This window comes from Flavobacterium sp. MAHUQ-57 (assembly GCF_051908335.1).
GTDB lineage: Bacteria > Bacteroidota > Bacteroidia > Flavobacteriales > Flavobacteriaceae > Flavobacterium.
Genome location: NZ_JBPZTE010000006.1, coordinates 286,874 through 301,917 on the forward strand (window position 1 = coordinate 286,874; position 15,044 = coordinate 301,917).

General features: G+C 35.9%; 16 protein-coding genes. 3 read left to right on the plus strand and 13 right to left on the minus strand.

Features of this window, described 5'->3' with window-relative positions; all coding sequences use genetic code 11:
- Window positions 1-65: 65 nt before the first annotated feature.
- The 9 genes from ACS8MM_RS01550 to ACS8MM_RS01590 form a co-directional block, all read right to left on the minus strand.
- Window positions 66-605, minus strand: a complete 540-nt coding sequence (locus ACS8MM_RS01550; protein ID WP_379712321.1) for a helix-turn-helix domain-containing protein — start codon at window positions 603-605, stop codon at window positions 66-68.
- 30 nt (window positions 606-635) lie between these two features.
- Window positions 636-1,811 (minus strand): sodium:proton antiporter, encoded by a 1,176-nt coding sequence (locus ACS8MM_RS01555; RefSeq protein ID WP_379712323.1) that lies wholly within the window; start codon window positions 1,809-1,811, stop codon window positions 636-638.
- Between the two features lie 236 nt (window positions 1,812-2,047).
- Window positions 2,048-2,503, minus strand: coding sequence for a GNAT family N-acetyltransferase (locus ACS8MM_RS01560; protein ID WP_379712325.1), 456 nt, complete (start codon window positions 2,501-2,503; stop codon window positions 2,048-2,050).
- Between the two features lie 35 nt (window positions 2,504-2,538).
- Window positions 2,539-3,249 carry a dienelactone hydrolase family protein gene (locus tag ACS8MM_RS01565; protein ID WP_379712327.1) on the minus strand — a complete coding sequence of 237 codons (711 nt, stop codon included), beginning with the start codon at window positions 3,247-3,249 and terminating at the stop codon, window positions 2,539-2,541.
- Between the two features lie 5 nt (window positions 3,250-3,254).
- Complete coding sequence (locus ACS8MM_RS01570; RefSeq protein WP_379712329.1) at window positions 3,255-3,641, minus strand: hypothetical protein; 387 nt, start codon at window positions 3,639-3,641, stop codon at window positions 3,255-3,257.
- Window positions 3,642-3,839: 198 nt separating this feature from the next.
- Entirely contained in the window at window positions 3,840-4,397 is a 558-nt protein-coding gene (locus ACS8MM_RS01575; protein ID WP_379712331.1) for a GNAT family N-acetyltransferase, read from the minus strand.
- A 90-nt stretch (window positions 4,398-4,487) separates the two neighbouring features.
- Complete coding sequence (locus tag ACS8MM_RS01580) at window positions 4,488-4,832, minus strand: FimB/Mfa2 family fimbrial subunit (protein ID WP_379712333.1); 345 nt, start codon at window positions 4,830-4,832, stop codon at window positions 4,488-4,490.
- Window positions 4,833-5,052: 220 nt separating this feature from the next.
- Window positions 5,053-5,502: a hypothetical protein gene (locus ACS8MM_RS01585; RefSeq protein ID WP_379712335.1), complete on the minus strand. Its 450-nt coding sequence runs from the start codon at window positions 5,500-5,502 to the stop codon at window positions 5,053-5,055.
- Window positions 5,503-5,522: 20 nt separating this feature from the next.
- The gene (locus ACS8MM_RS01590) at window positions 5,523-5,921 is read right to left on the minus strand and encodes a hypothetical protein (protein ID WP_379712337.1); all 399 of its coding nucleotides are present in this window, start codon (window positions 5,919-5,921) and stop codon (window positions 5,523-5,525) included.
- Window positions 5,922-6,256: 335 nt separating this feature from the next.
- Here ACS8MM_RS01590 and ACS8MM_RS01595 point away from each other — a divergent pair, with 335 nt between their 5' ends.
- Window positions 6,257-7,756: a peroxidase, FMP-type gene (locus tag ACS8MM_RS01595; RefSeq protein ID WP_379712339.1), complete on the plus strand. Its 1,500-nt coding sequence runs from the start codon at window positions 6,257-6,259 to the stop codon at window positions 7,754-7,756.
- A 94-nt stretch (window positions 7,757-7,850) separates the two neighbouring features.
- Here ACS8MM_RS01595 and ACS8MM_RS01600 read toward each other — a convergent pair whose 3' ends face one another.
- The gene (locus tag ACS8MM_RS01600; protein ID WP_379712341.1) at window positions 7,851-9,065 is read right to left on the minus strand and encodes an alpha/beta hydrolase-fold protein; all 1,215 of its coding nucleotides are present in this window, start codon (window positions 9,063-9,065) and stop codon (window positions 7,851-7,853) included.
- 368 nt (window positions 9,066-9,433) lie between these two features.
- On the opposite strand from ACS8MM_RS01600, the gene ACS8MM_RS01605 reads away from it, so the two are divergent.
- Window positions 9,434-11,605, plus strand: coding sequence for an alkaline phosphatase D family protein (locus tag ACS8MM_RS01605; RefSeq protein ID WP_379712343.1), 2,172 nt, complete (start codon window positions 9,434-9,436; stop codon window positions 11,603-11,605).
- 252 nt (window positions 11,606-11,857) lie between these two features.
- Complete coding sequence (locus ACS8MM_RS01610) at window positions 11,858-12,331, plus strand: hypothetical protein (protein WP_379712345.1); 474 nt, start codon at window positions 11,858-11,860, stop codon at window positions 12,329-12,331.
- Between the two features lie 622 nt (window positions 12,332-12,953).
- Here the strand turns inward: ACS8MM_RS01610 and ACS8MM_RS01615 are convergent.
- From ACS8MM_RS01615 to ACS8MM_RS01625, 3 genes are all read right to left on the minus strand, one after another.
- Complete coding sequence (locus tag ACS8MM_RS01615; protein WP_379712347.1) at window positions 12,954-13,283, minus strand: GIY-YIG nuclease family protein; 330 nt, start codon at window positions 13,281-13,283, stop codon at window positions 12,954-12,956.
- Between the two features lie 124 nt (window positions 13,284-13,407).
- Complete coding sequence (locus ACS8MM_RS01620) at window positions 13,408-14,121, minus strand: endonuclease/exonuclease/phosphatase family protein (protein ID WP_379712349.1); 714 nt, start codon at window positions 14,119-14,121, stop codon at window positions 13,408-13,410.
- Window positions 14,122-14,368: 247 nt separating this feature from the next.
- Window positions 14,369-14,803: a surface-adhesin E family protein gene (locus tag ACS8MM_RS01625; protein ID WP_379712351.1), complete on the minus strand. Its 435-nt coding sequence runs from the start codon at window positions 14,801-14,803 to the stop codon at window positions 14,369-14,371.
- Window positions 14,804-15,044 lie beyond the last annotated feature (241 nt).

The following is a 15,044-nucleotide window of genomic DNA, read 5'->3' on the forward strand; positions in this document are numbered from 1 at the left end:
CCTTTTCAAAAAGGGAAATGTTTGTAAAAAGCATACGCCAATTTTACGTCAATTTACGACAATGCTTATAGGTAATTGATTTTGAAGGCTTTGTGTAAGTCGTTTTGCTGGTTCAAACTTATTCCATTTACAATAAAAGCCACTAAATTTAAAGTAGTTAGTAAAAGTACAGGAATTAAAAATAGAGGAAATTGAAGTGATAGTCCTTTTTGAACAAACGGAATTACGATTAAAACTAAAGAAATGACAACTGTGAGAAGTATTTGAAAGCTTACAATGCATTTTCCTAGTTCTTTATTTTTGGGATCTTTTGTTTTATAGGTTAAAACCAATGGAAATAAAATACTTCCGAAAGGAATAATCAGTCCGGCTAGAGTTGAAAAATTGATCCATTTCGCTCTGTCAACTTTTAAAGTTTCATTGGTGGGAATCAACTTTTCAGGTTCGGTTTCAAATACTTGTGCTAATGCTTTCAGCGTAAATCCTTTGGGAGTAGTTCCCGCTTCAATTCTTTGAATTGTTCTTAACGAAAGGCCACTCTTTTCTGCAAGCTCGGTTTGTGTTAAATTGCGCTCTTCTCTTAATTGTTGAATTATTGATCTCATATCCGAAGAATCTCCCGTTGATTTTACGATTTAGTTTTCCTTTTTTTGAGGTGTATTGACCATTAAACCCATCATCATAACCAATGCAGACAGAATGATTACTTGTATGATTAGCGACTTATTGACAAGAGAAATGGTTTGTGTTGGTTCGATAGACAAAAAAAGTAAAATGGTAATCAATCCTCTTGGAGCCACAAACAACAAAGGTTGTAAAGGTAGTTTAGACAGTTTTAATTGAATGGCACGAAAAAGGAAAATGAAAATTACAATACCCAAAGCCCATGAAAGAGTGTCTAGATTCAAGACTTCCGTAGTTTCAATCAAATACCCGAATAACAGAAAGAACAAGGCCCTTACCAAAAAAGCAGCTTCAATGGTAATTTCTCTAAATTTCAATACCTCTTTGTTTAATTCATTAGGTTTGAAATGTTCAATCCATTTGAATTGTTTCAGTTCATCAAGGTTATTTAAGAATAATCCAAAAAGCAATATGAAAATTAATCCCGGCAAATGGTAGATTTTAGAAACGGCATAAATCAAAACGACCAAAAGAATAATGGGAACAAATTTAATATGATGCTCAATTTTACTGAGTAAATACGAAAGCCCAATGGTTGCTATGAAAGAAATAATAGTAATGAAAAGGATTTGCAAAGCAAAATGGCCAAATGATTCGGCATTGATAGTTTCATTAAGAGCAAGAAAGTTAAAAACGAGCACTCCTAAAATATCCGATAGGCTACTTTCGTAAATGATAAATTCTTTGTTGTAGGAATACAGGTTCCGAACGCTTGGAATCGCAATAGCACTACTGATAACGCAAAAAGGAATGGCATTAGTCAAACTGTCTTTAAGGCCGAAGTTTCCGAAATAGTTAAAAGCAAAGGCAAACAGAAAGGCTAAAGCCAGCATGGGTAGAAGAGCGCCCCAAAAAGATTTTTTGATAAGTCCTAGTTTAGAGGCATTGAGTTCGAGTTCGAGTGAACCTTCCAATACAATCAGAATAAGACCGATAGTTCCTAAAACTGGAAGAACACTGGAAAAGTCAGGAAGTTGGATGTTCAACCAATCGGTCATTTGTCGTACTGTCCAACCCAAAATCAGTAATAGAATTACAGATGGGATTTTTGTTTTGGAGGATGTTAAATCGAATACGTATGCAATGAGCAGTAATACGCAAAATGTTATTATGATAGTTGTTGTCATTCGACCGAATTGCAGGTTTACGAAATGCTAGCAGCTTTTTGTTGGAATACTATTACTACAGCCATATCTGTTATGTCCAATTCTCGTAAATATAGCCTAAAAGAATTCAACTACAAAACCAAGGCTGAAATTAGGTTAGTCCTTCGGCTACATTTCAAAACCAGTAATCGCTAAGTTTGGGTTAGATCGTATCACTATCTATTCAATTCTTTTCTAGTTTCTTTTCCGGTATAATTTCAATTATGTGGTAATTGCATATAATAAAGATCAAATCCTTCCGCCCAGTAATCTTTGATGATTTCAACTAGTTCAAATCCTTGTTTTTCATAAAATAGGTAAGCCACCTGAGAAGTTCTGACTACTATTTTCTGTATTGTTGGGATCGAATGCAAGTAATCGATGCGATGCTGCATTAATAAAGTGCCCAAAGATTTTCCCTGATAATCCGGGTGAAAAATATCCCAACTGATTTTCCCGATCGTAGTGTTGTCTGCAAAATTAATTCCACCACATCCGACTATTTTCTGATCGTACAGTACCACATAATACAACTCCCTTTCAGTTTCCAAATAACGGTCTAAATCTTCCTCTTCTTCTACGGCAAAATACTTCGGTATATTTAATCGAATCAAGTTGATGATTTCCTTTTTATCATTCGGTTCGTATTCGCGAATAGTGACTAAATGGTGCATTGGCTGTTTAAATAATTGCTAACATTGAACTTTAGTTAATGTTTGATTATTGTTTGGTTATCAAAAGTATAATTTCTTTTCGCCCACATTTTACAAGGTTCAATCCATTCTGGTAAAGGTTGGAATAAAAATCCGTGTTTCAAATTTGTATTCAATTCAATCTCTCTAAAGTTATTTATTTTTAGTGTAGAATTCTTTTTTCGTTGTACTGCAGAAACACCGAATTCATCTGATTTTTCATAGATGGTTAGGATATTGCCACAAAATTGAATTTGGGGATAGTTTTCGATATCACTTTCCCGAAAGCTACCAATGAATACAAAGTTCACTTCCGGATTGGCCATAAATGTAGCAACATATTGAGCAATATAGCCGCCTTTGGAAGTTCCCACAACAGTAATATGATTGGGTTGGACTCCTTTTTGTAGCAAACTATCAATTTGGGTTACTATTTTTTCGGCATATTTTTTAACATCGGTGTTTTTCTTTCTTTTTTCACTCAGCACAATAAAACCATCCTTCTCAAAGGAGGTAATGATTTCAAGATATTCCGCTTTGCCGTATTCGGGATGTTTGACATCCAAATCATTTTCTTCTACAAATCTATTGTGGAGAAAAAATAGGTAGTTATTATCGTTCGAATGCGTTTCTTTTTTGGATTGTCCACTACAAAAGATGCAAGTGAAAATGGATAAAATGAGTAAGAGATAGTTGGTTTTTTGCATCGTATTTTGTTGGTAATACATAGTTTTTATTGACATGAAATGGCTTCGGATCTTAAGTAGGTTGCTTCTTCAGTAGTTGAATAATAATACTTAGCGACTTCACATTCACAATTCCCCTTTTTTAATGTATAGTGGATAACTCTGGGACCATGCGTAAAATTGCCTCGTCCCCAATGGATGATTGCAAATCCTTTTTCCTTTAAGATTTCAACCAATACCGATTTTTCAATGCTATCTTCAGGGATTTCAGAAGCAAGATCGTCATAAATGTCTTTCAGTTCGATTGCTCTATTGTTTTTTTGTTCAATCGCCATCGCAACGATTTTTTCCTCAAAGCTTTCGGTATGATTAGGTTTTTCTTGTTTACAAGAGACGAATGCAATCAAAAATAGGAGTGCAATTACTTTTTGCATGATATTCTAGCTAATTCTTGGTGCCGACGAACTTGTTATTTTTGAATAACTCATCAGTCGTAGCGTCAAATATACAAAAGGTTATACATTACCTTTTATTTAAAATAGTTATAGTAGCATTTTTATTCCTCATGAAATAGTCCAGTCCAATTCATTTGGCCGAGATAAAAATTGAAAATGAGTGGTTCAATGAAATCTTTAGTCACTAGAACTAAAGTATTCACTTGACAATTTTGAAAATACCACCGAATCTTCATAATTACCATTGCTATAGTAATGTTGTCGTAGCAGCCCTTCTCTAACAAAGTGATGTTGTTCCATGATTTTCAATGACGGAATGTTAGTACTACCAACAAGTGCTTCTATTCGATGCAATTTCAATTCGGTAAAACCATAGTCAATTACAGCATTTACAGCTTCGGTCATAAAACCTTTTCGTTTGTAGTCCTCAATGGTAATATGGTAACCAATTTCAGCACGACGGTGTTCTGCAAACCAATTGTGAAGTCCACATCGTCCGAAAATGGTTTGAGAGGTTTTCTCCTCCAACAGAAAAAGAAGGAAACTACGGTTATAAGAGGCATAACCATTTTTTTGTTTGTATGCTTCCTTTTCGTACTCTTCCTCCGAACGGTGCCCCAATCGTTTTTGAATTTCCTCTTTCGAATAATGGTCAAATAGAGTAGTCATATCCTGAGGGGAATACCCTCTCAAAAAGAGTCTTTCGGTTTCAATGATGACGGGTCTTATTTCCATAGCAATGTGAATTTAGTAATCCCTATAAACAAAAACACAAAACTCAATAATTATTACTGCAGTTTTGTGTTCTACCTTTGTTTTTCTTACTTATCTGAACAAATTCAATTTTGTGGTTTTTCCTACTTTCACTTGAACAATCTTGTGATGACCATTCGAATTTTCCATAAGCACAACAGTATAATTTCCTGGATTCAGATCTTTGAATTTGACTTGCCCTTGATCAAATCGTTCCGTTGCGATAGCATAATTGTACCAATAAATTTCGGAATTTATATCAAAAACGCCAACATGCAGGTTATCTATCGGTTTTCCATCAACCTCAGTAACTCCATAGGCCGATACTACGAGATCTCCAGTATATTGTATATCGTTGTTGTCACATGATGACCATAAAAGCCCCAATAAGGCTAGAATTCCAATTTGTTTTTTCATTTTCAGGTTTACTCTTTATTAATTTACTTTGTCTTGTCTATCGTTACCTACATAGGAAGTAGTATTACTTTTAGTCGCGCGGAATAAGGTTTCACAGCTATTCTAAAAAGCGTGCAAAAGTATGAAATTACTTCAAAAGCCAATTGTAAAATCGACCCTTATTATTTAAACTTTACGAAGCCATTGTAAATTATTGGATACCGATTTGAAATTGAAAAACTTATGACTTGTAATTTTTATAGATTTTGATGGCTACAAATAATTCCATCAAAAATAGACCAATAGCGATTAATGCAACTGTCCAAAATGCTGTCGCTGTATCGGCATTCTTGATTTGGCTATGGGCCTCTTCAGGCATATAGATGTAACTCTGATTGTAAAAATAAAAAAACCGAGCGAGGTAAAGGAACGAAAGTATACTCAACGCATTGGTGATTAAGAATACAGTAGTTGAGAATTGATTTTCGTACTTCAATCGCACCATTCGATAGCCATAAAATACGGTATATAGCAAAAGGGTCAACTCCAAAAATCCAATCCAGGTTTCTACATAAAAATAAAGCGATGGGAAATCGATGACCGGATCTCTGAAATCAAAGACCAATTGATAACAGAGGATACTAAATAGTAGAGGAATTAGCAACCATAAGGCTTCTTTTTTGTATTTCATAGGGCAGGGATGTATTGTTTTTATTCTTCTGTTTCTTTATTGATCACAAGAAAATCGAATACTCCGAAGGCGATAAGCCAACCAGATGCGATATAACAAAACAAGCGGACATAATCGAATTGGTATTTGGCGATTCCCCAAGTTGGTTTGGGTTCTGTGAATTTCCAGTAAAAGAGAAACAAACCTAAACCAATGGATAAGGTACCGACTACGTAATTCAGAATAATAATGGGAGAGAGTTGTAAAAGCGCTCTGTAAAGTAAGACTGCATTTGTGAGTACGTATACGATTTCAACACAATACAAAAGGGAAAAACCAAATTTTGAAATTAAACTGCAAACATCAATGCTGCAAAATACGATGATAAGGATTCTGGTAATAATCCAGAAGTAGTACGTTTTAGAGTAGATTTCTTTCATTCAATAGTATTTATCGTCCAACGAAATTCAAAAAGTATTTAATGCCCTTCATTTTTTAGATTGGGGAATTAAATAGGTTCTCTTTACAAATATAGTAAAATGGATGTAAGAAAAATCAAATAAACTGAGGGAGTCAACTATCGATGCATAGAAAAAAAACAATCTCTTTTCGTTGATGCGGGCTCCATCATTCCAACTTTTAGGAGTTAATTTTTAAACGAAATCACGTAAATCTACCTATTTCCCATTTTAAATTTTGCCCTACTATTGTAAGCAATAAAGGAGAGTAGAAAGAGGAACAACTAACGAAGCAACTAACTAAAAAATGAAATACAATGTTACAACGTAAAAATCTTGCAGACCAGGCCAATAGTGCCAAAAAGGTACTGACTAGTGATGGTCAGGAAGACCAAGGAATTTTGGAGAATTTGATGTCAGGCTATTCCAAACTCGTGATTGAAGATCCAATCCGTCCATTTTATGTGGATGATTTACAACAAGTAGTCAACAATGTGGATTATGGTATTTTACAGGCATTGGAAGGCACCTGGGTAAGTTATAACAACAGTGCCCAAAGTCCAAGAAAAATGAACGGTACCGGTATTCACACTACGATTATGCCTTCACCGGGTACAAATACAGGGGAAATACCAGGGAAATACAGTTTCCTTTGTGAAGAGTATATCGAGAAACTAACCTTTGATTTGGTTCCGGGCGGTGTTCGCAATCGTGGAGGCGGAAGCGAACAATTCTGTGGCGCAGTGAAATACGAACAAAGCATTCAAAGTGTGAATGATGTCAATGGCCAATTGCAATATACGCCCATTCACGAAGAAAACGGAATGTACTTGTGGTTGAGTGATGTTTTCAATCATGCAGCTACCGACCAATCGATTAAAGAAGACCGAGGGATTCATGCCGTTGCTCCGGATAATCCGAATAAAGATTTATACCCAAGCGGGTATCAGGATGAAACCTTGTTTCTGATTGTCAATGAAAAAGGCGAAAAGGAATATGTTACTCAGGAAAATCTGAAAGGAAGACACTATACCGAAATCATCTCCGCTAAAGAATTGAAAAAAGGAGCCGGTCAAACAGGGCCTTACTTTATACCGGATTATTCCATCTCCAGAAGTGGGGTAATTCCACACGGAAGTACCGTGACATTATTGGGCGATTTGGTACCGGGCAACTCAGGGTATTTGGTTGATGGTGCACCACAATTCCCTCATGGAGATGCCGCTTGGAAATACGATCATCTTTCCATTTCGAGAACAATGGGTGGAGCAGGAGCGAGTGAAACCAATCCCATCAACTTGGATCAAGCGCCACCGGCTTGGGTTTTCGAAACCTTGAACGATCAGAATGACCCGGGTGAAAATAAAATTTACACGCAACGAATATTAGCGAATCCTTTATATCCGTATTCGGTGCGTCCTGATTTGCGTTTGCGTGATTCTTTGGCGGAAGATAAAGTGAAAAATCACGTATTCATTCAGATGTCATCTAAAAATAAAACGGGAGCACAAGGCGGTATTTTAAATGTACCGTTTGTTAATCGCTATGTACCTACTGTAGAAATGAACATGCGCATGTGGATTGAAACGGTGATTGAAGACGGAAAAGAAGTGCTACAATTGCAATACGAGCAAATCATTTTCTTTGAATTCCATTTTGGTGATGATGGTGGTACTACGAGTTGGCCCCACATTCAAATCAATACCCTTCGTAAAATAGAAGACGTTCCTGCCGATCAAAGGGAATTGATAGAACGACAATTTCCAACGTCGAAAACAAAAGCAGCTGCTTCTGGATGTCCTTATCATAAAGAGTAGTTCAAACGATATCCAATAAAAAACCGCCTCGAAAGGCGGTTTTGGTTTTTACGTTACTCAGTACTATAAATATACACTACTTTTGTTCATTATTTTATTTAGTAGCTTTCAGTTGCTCAAGCTTTCTTCTGGTATCGGAAACTTCTTTCAGCGACAAGGCTTTTTCAAATGCAGCAATTGCCTTTTTGGTATCTTTTATTTCTAAATAATAATCGCCCATCGAATCGTATGCATTCGAACTGGTCGGATAATTGTCAATATTCATTTTGAAAAAGGAATACGCCTGGTCATAGTGTTTACTGGCCATGAAATTATATCCCAGTTGGTTCATGGTACTTTGCGCCGGGAGTAAAGTATACTGTAAAGAAGCCGATAATTTTTGATAGTGGTTTTGAATATACTCTACGGTAATTGTAGTATCGCTGACCTCTTTGTCCAATTCATAATTTTTGAACAAATAGCGAAAAGCATCATACATTGAAAGCAGTGGTACCGAAGCGTGATTGTCCTCCTCATAAAATTTCCAATGCCAAGCCAGCTTCGTTTTTTTGTTTTTTTGAAGGAGTTCATGAAAAAGGATTTTGTCTTTTGCCGGAACATTTATCGAGGCTTGATTTTTCTCGTCTACCAAGGTTCCTTTTTCTTTGGTATTGGCCGCAGCAAAAAAGAGCGACTTTCCATTACATTCTTTTTGCTCCAATACCTGCGCTACTTGTTGAACAAGGAATTGTTTGTCCCACCATAGACTCGGGTCTATCGCTACATACGAATGGAACAATTCAGTGTGATTCAGCAAGGTATGGATAACAAGCAATCCGCCTAAAGAATGCCCCACCAACATACGATACGGTTCTGTTTTGTACTTGGCGTCGATATATGGAATGAGTTCTTTCTCCAAAAAGGAAATGAAGGCTTCTCCGCCACCTGAATTTTTTAGAAAATTGGGATTTTCTTCGCCATCCGACCACGAGATGGAATGCGTAGGAGTAAGGTCTCTCACACGATCAGTATTGACAACCGCCACAACAATCATTTCCGGCATTTTACCAATGGCGCTAAGGTATTGCATCATTCCTGTTGCCGAATGGAAAAACGAATGACCGTCTAACAAGTACATCACCGGATAACGGTTGGTGCTTCCGGCGCTAGCCGATGCAGGAAGATACACCAATAGTTCTCGCTTCTCCTTGAGTACGGTAGAGGTAATGGTTTCTATTGTTCCGAGCGGAATGGTGGTCGTGTTTTGATTGGGTCCTTGTGCATAACAACGTAAGGAAAGAAGAACAACGAGTTGCAAAATGATTTTCATAAAGAATAGGAAGGGATTGCAATTGCCAAATGAGTCCGTAGCAATCGAAAGACGCTGGTTTTTTTACGCCTTTGGTGGGTTTATACTTCACCAAAGATACAAAAAGAAGGTACGAATTAACGGAGGTATTGCAAGTTTATACGTACAAATTACTTTTCACCCTTTTTCTGTAGAAGCCAACCGAATTGAAAGTCCACTTCGTACCCACCAATTTCGAAAAAACAAAGCCGATTTTAGGGATTAAAAAGAATCGGGAGCACAATAATTGCCTAATGCACCGCTAAAGTTTTTTCTTAATCTCTTGTTAAGGAAGAGGTAATATAGCGGCTCTAGTTTTGCAGGAAAATACTTAACTAATAACTACAATTATGAAAAAAACTTCTTTTTTGTTTCTAATCTTTTGTACCACTTTTGTGTTTGGACAAAGTGCTGTAAAGAGTAGATTGACTAAAATTAGTCACACGTACGAAAAGACAAAAGAAATTGAAAATTCAGGAAAAATGGATGCTTCCTTATTTCCGTTTTACCATGGCGTTGCCTCGGGAGATCCTACGACTACCAATGTTATTCTTTGGACCCGTGTTACCCCTAAAAATGATGCGGTTATTCCGGTAGCCTGGAAAGTGGCGCTTGATCCTAAAATGCAGCAAGTGGTACAAAATGGTACCTTTATCACCAACGATAGTAGAGACTATACCGTAAAAGTGGATGTTACCGGCTTGCAACCGGGGAAAACCTATTATTATACCTTTACGGCCTTAGGGGTAACTTCACCAACGGGAAGAACCAGAACCGTTCCTACTCAAAATATAGAACAACTTCGTTTTGCCGTAGTATCGTGTTCCAATTATCAGAATGGTTATTTCAATGTATACGACCGTTTGGCGGAACGTAATGATATTGATGCCGTTATTCATCTTGGGGATTACATTTATGAGTACGAGCAAGGTGGCTTTGGCTACAGTGAAGCTATTGGACGTGGACATGAACCTCAAAATGAAATTATAACTTTAGACGATTATAGAGTCCGTCATTCGTTTTACAAATTGGATAACGCACTGCGCAGAGTACACCAACAACATCCTTTTATCGTGGTTTGGGACGACCATGAGTTTGCTAACGATGCCTATGTTTCTGGCGCAGAAAACCATCAGCCGGACACAGAAGGCGATTGGAATACCCGAAAAAATAATGCCTGGAAAGCTTATTTTGAATGGATGCCGATTCGTGACAACGCCATTCGCCCGAACCAGATTTATAGAAAAATACAGTATGGGAATTTAGTCGATTTGTTATTATTGGATACCCGTATTGAAGGGAGAGAGCAACAGGATCAATCCTTTTTGAGAACTGTAAAGAGTAAGGATTTCTCCAAAATGTCGCAAGAACAATCCAATGAATGGTTACTGCGCCACTTTTTGGAGACTACATTCCAAATGAATGAAGAAAATAAAGCATTGACAACAGCTGAATTTGATGCGTTGTATACGAAGTTATTAGGCTATTTGAATAAATACCAGTGGGATGCCAAGCGATTGGAAAACCCAATTTCCGACACCGAATTGCAAGCATTGCGAACTGAGATCTTTGACAAGCTACAAAGAGTTACTATTCAAGACAAGAAAGCCTCTAAAACGCTATTGGGAGAAGCGCAATTTCAATGGTTTACGCAGCAACTGTCTACTTCCAAAGCAAAATGGAAAGTGGTTGGAAATCAGGTTTTAATGATGCCTGTTTTGCCTTTGCAATTGAAAGATACTTGGAACGGGTATACGGAAGAAAGAGAACGTTTGTACAACTATATCAAATCCAATAATGTTAAAAATATTGTAGTCATCACCGGCGATATTCACATGACATTTGTAGCCGATTTACCGGAAACGTTGTTGAAATACAGTTCTTTAATCAAAACCGGTTCAATGGGTGTGGAGTTTGTGGCGCCAAGCGTTACTTCTTCCAATTTGGACGAATTTGTGGGCTTCTCGAGTTCTTTCTTAAATTGGTTGGTGGATACTTTCAATCCGCACATTAAAAAAGCAGATTTGAGCAATCACGGTTATTTTATTTTGGATGTAACCTCGGCTAAGGTACAAGCCGACTGGAATTATGTTGCGACTGTAGATAGACCAAGTACCGATCAATTTTTCTCACACGGGTATTATGTTGCCGATGGAACTAAATTTTTGAAGAAAGCCAACAATCCGTCGGTGTTTACCGGTACAGCAAGTGCGCAGGCACCATTGCAAAAAGGATCGAACACAGCAACTTCTAGTTTGGTGGTTTTAGGCAATTACCCTAATCCTTCTGTGGGAGAAACCCATTTGCATTTTGGAGTATCAAATACCGCTGCTATGCATATCGAATTGTTCAATGAGCAAGGCAAATCAGTTGGCGTATTGGTGCATGACAATGTAGAAGAAGGGGTGTATAATTTGGATTATGACCTGAGCTTCTTACCGAATGGGATCTATTTCCTACATATAGACAATGGTGTGGAAAAGATGACTAAAAAGATCATCGTTTCCACTACAGGGAAATAATTACACAACACTAGGTGCTATGAACGGTTTGGATTTTCCAAACCGTTTTTTGTAGTATACAACTGGAACTAAGGCTTTTAAGCGGTGTAAGTACTTGGTTTGTAGGCATTCTTTAAAGAAAGAAGTACAATGGTTAAAGCCTTGGATTTACTGAATTATAAGAATTTTACTATAAATTTTTCATAAAAATTGGTTTTTTGGTATACAAATTGCATGTGGGTAGAAGATTAAATAAACATAAAACTTTTAAAAATGGGAACAAAAAACCAAATTAGTATCGAAATACCACAAGAGGTGGTGGATACGGTAAGAGAAAAATTGCAAGAATGTAAAACAGCTTTAGCTCCGTACTTGCAAGGATTGACAGCAGAAGAACGCGCTACGATTTTTAAAATGGGGAACAAAACGGTAGCGACGGTGCAAAAAACCAAATCGTATGTAGATACCAATCCCGAGTTTGTACCGGCGTACATGGACAAAACAGAATTTTTAAAAGACGAAGCGTTGGTAAGTTTGTTAAGTCCGATAGCCAATTTGAGTACACAATTGTCTACCGATGTGAATGACACCATCATGTTAGCCGGAAGTGAAGCCTTACAAGCCTCGTTATTGTACTACGGACAGGTAAAAGAAGCACACAGCAAAGGGATTGTCACCGCAAAACCGATTTATGAAGATTTAAGTCAGCGGTTTGCCAAAAGAACCCGCAGAAGTAGTTCTAATTAACAAGCTCCCGATTGTAATTATCGAAAAAAAAGACTCCAGTATTGGGGTCTTTTTTTGTTATATACCTAAAAGGGTTTAATTAGAAGCAAAAAGGGATTAATTATAGCCTCCGAGGTATTAATTATAAGCAAAAAGGTATTAATTATAACCTCTGAGGTATTAATTATAAGCAAAAAGGTATTAATTATAATCTCTGAGGTATTAATTATAAGCAAAAAGGTTATAATTATAGTCTCCGAGGTATTAATTATAAGTAAAAAGGGATTAATTATAAGTAAAAAGGGTGGATGTCAAAATTTTCTACATTATTCCGAATTTTTTAAGAAGTACTACTTGTTTATTGAGATGCTGAAACAAGTTCAGCATGACAAAAGAATAGACCAACATTTTTAATTTGTATTTTGCTGTAAACTTTGAACCTTCTCCTTTTATGTGTCGTTCCATTCTATCGTCTATTCCGCCAGTAACTCCAATAATAATTAATAGGTCTTTATTGAGATGCTGAACCAAGTTCAGTAGGACAAAAAATAGGATTGTTTAGTAATAAGCAAAAAGGGTGGAACACGAAGCAAATAGGGTAAATGTCAATTCAAAAAGCTGGAAATTAAGTTGGAAAGTTTTGTCATGCTGAACTTGTTTCAGCATCTCGATCAGCATCTCGATTCCACAAATTATCCCAGTTAGGATTATGTTCCTCAATTAAATTAATTTTCCATTGTCTATGCCAATTTTTCAACTGCTTTTCTCGAGCAATAGCAGCATCGATATATTGAAACTCCTCAAAATAGACCAACATTTTTAATTTGTATTTCGCTGTAAACTTTGAACCTTGTCCTTTTATGTGTCGTTCCATTCTATCATCTATTCCACCAGTAACTCCAATATATAGCGTTCCATTGGGTTTATTGGTCAGGATATACACCCAGTAATTGTGGTAACTTCTTTGCGCCATCGCTATTGGTATTGTTTTTTGAGATGCTGATATATCTTTATTAGATGCTGAACCAAGTTCAGCATGACAAAAAATAAGATTGTTTTGAACTTGAAGGTTTTTTATAGTGGTAGGGATTGATTTTTTATAAATTGAACTTAACTATTAGAGGTTTATGGTCACTATATTTTGTCCAATCCTCATAATTTCCAACTTCGACACTATCTAAAGTTTCTATAAAATCATTTGAAGCGAAGCAATAATCTATATGGTAGGGTTTATTTTCATGACGATACATAAACAAAGTAGGATGTTCTTCTTTTCCTTGTTCTTGTTTATAAAACGTATGATATGTACTAAATATTTTTTTTGATTCTAATTTATCGACAACAGTTGAGTGATTGCCTTCTCTTCGCGGTTTATCCCATATTGTATTGCTATTGAAATCACCAATTAATATAATTCTTTTTTCAGATAATAGTTGTTCGTAATAATTTATGGCTTTCCAAACTTGAGTAACGTATTGCCCTTCTTTGTCATTTGGGTTATTTGCCCAAATAGCAAATAATGTGAAATCAATTTTTCCACCCGTTACTGAGATTGGTAAAATATTTTTAAAATCTGGATTATGGCATTCAAGTAATTTGAATTGGTAATCACTGTATGAAAAGACTCCAAGGCCTTTATTTTGATTACTTCCATACCAGATAAGATCTTTTGGTATTAGACTTACATTTTCAAATTTTAGTTTTTCAGGATTTTCGCATTCAGGAATGATTAAAATATCTGGTTCGTACGCTAATATAAACTCCGCTTTTTTTCGAAATGCCATATTGCAATTCCAAGTGATTATTTTCATTCTATCCCGTTTGTTTTATATTTAATTTTCAGGTTCAGTTGCTGTTAACTTTCCTTAGGCTTTAAGTAGTTTTGGGGGCGTGATTGTTATTTATTAGACTAAAATAAGAATTTCAAGTGGGAAAGGGTAGTGGTTAAGACTTAATTGATTTATTGATGAGCTCTGGCACAGTGAAGGGATGTATAAATCGTGTAATAGCATTAATGTGTAACGTTTATACAACAAGTAAAATACACATTTGGTTTTTTCAATCTTCATTAGACAATTTACAAGCAAGCCTAAATATTGCTTCACCAACAGTTTCAGGTATTACAAAATTCCAATCCATTCCGTATTCATCGGTATCACTTGATTGAATAACATTTCCGTTGCTATCATACAAGATACTCATAATCAACCTTGTTTTTTGATTAATGCAATCGTAGTCGTTTAATGATTTTAAAACTGCATTCTGGTATATTTTTGTTTTTCCATATTTTTTTTGTTCATATTTTTTTAAAACAGTTTTAGTCCATATTCTGTAAACTCCTTCATCATTACCGAATGTTCCTCCTTTTTTTATGTATTTATCAGCGATAAAAATTTGATTTCCTGAAGATGTTTGAGTTACTTCTATCCAATCTTGTGATAAACAATCTACCAGTGGGAATACTAAAATGAACAATAGTAAAAGTTTCTTCATTGCTAACGAATTTGGTTAAAATTACATGTATTTTTTTGAGTTTTTTACCTAGTAAGAACCGGAATTGATTTATTTACTATTAAAGATAATATATTTTATTAAAAATGTATCCGATAAATTTTTTAGTGTTTTTATTTTTTAATCGATTGTTTGTATGGATTACAAATCCGCGCTATCAGATTTTGGGTATTGGGAGGCGCAAAGTACTTTTATTTTTGATTGTATCAAGGGTGAAAAATGT

What these genes read in the sequence shown, in the direction of transcription:
- ACS8MM_RS01550 (WP_379712321.1), bottom strand. Translation starts at nt 605, where the DNA reads ATGAGATCAATAATTCAACAATTAAGAGAAGAGCGCAATTTAACACAA.
- ACS8MM_RS01555 (WP_379712323.1), bottom strand. Translation starts at nt 1,811, where the DNA reads ATGACAACAACTATCATAATAACATTTTGCGTATTACTGCTCATTGCA.
- ACS8MM_RS01560 (WP_379712325.1), bottom strand. Translation starts at nt 2,503, where the DNA reads ATGCACCATTTAGTCACTATTCGCGAATACGAACCGAATGATAAAAAG.
- ACS8MM_RS01565 (WP_379712327.1), bottom strand. Translation starts at nt 3,249, where the DNA reads ATGTATTACCAACAAAATACGATGCAAAAAACCAACTATCTCTTACTC.
- ACS8MM_RS01570 (WP_379712329.1), bottom strand. Translation starts at nt 3,641, where the DNA reads ATGCAAAAAGTAATTGCACTCCTATTTTTGATTGCATTCGTCTCTTGT.
- ACS8MM_RS01575 (WP_379712331.1), bottom strand. Translation starts at nt 4,397, where the DNA reads ATGGAAATAAGACCCGTCATCATTGAAACCGAAAGACTCTTTTTGAGA.
- ACS8MM_RS01580 (WP_379712333.1), bottom strand. Translation starts at nt 4,832, where the DNA reads ATGAAAAAACAAATTGGAATTCTAGCCTTATTGGGGCTTTTATGGTCA.
- ACS8MM_RS01585 (WP_379712335.1), bottom strand. Translation starts at nt 5,502, where the DNA reads ATGAAATACAAAAAAGAAGCCTTATGGTTGCTAATTCCTCTACTATTT.
- ACS8MM_RS01590 (WP_379712337.1), bottom strand. Translation starts at nt 5,921, where the DNA reads ATGAAAGAAATCTACTCTAAAACGTACTACTTCTGGATTATTACCAGA.
- ACS8MM_RS01595 (WP_379712339.1), top strand. Translation starts at nt 6,257, where the DNA reads ATGTTACAACGTAAAAATCTTGCAGACCAGGCCAATAGTGCCAAAAAG.
- ACS8MM_RS01600 (WP_379712341.1), bottom strand. Translation starts at nt 9,065, where the DNA reads ATGAAAATCATTTTGCAACTCGTTGTTCTTCTTTCCTTACGTTGTTAT.
- ACS8MM_RS01605 (WP_379712343.1), top strand. Translation starts at nt 9,434, where the DNA reads ATGAAAAAAACTTCTTTTTTGTTTCTAATCTTTTGTACCACTTTTGTG.
- ACS8MM_RS01610 (WP_379712345.1), top strand. Translation starts at nt 11,858, where the DNA reads ATGGGAACAAAAAACCAAATTAGTATCGAAATACCACAAGAGGTGGTG.
- ACS8MM_RS01615 (WP_379712347.1), bottom strand. Translation starts at nt 13,283, where the DNA reads ATGGCGCAAAGAAGTTACCACAATTACTGGGTGTATATCCTGACCAAT.
- ACS8MM_RS01620 (WP_379712349.1), bottom strand. Translation starts at nt 14,121, where the DNA reads ATGAAAATAATCACTTGGAATTGCAATATGGCATTTCGAAAAAAAGCG.
- ACS8MM_RS01625 (WP_379712351.1), bottom strand. Translation starts at nt 14,803, where the DNA reads ATGAAGAAACTTTTACTATTGTTCATTTTAGTATTCCCACTGGTAGAT.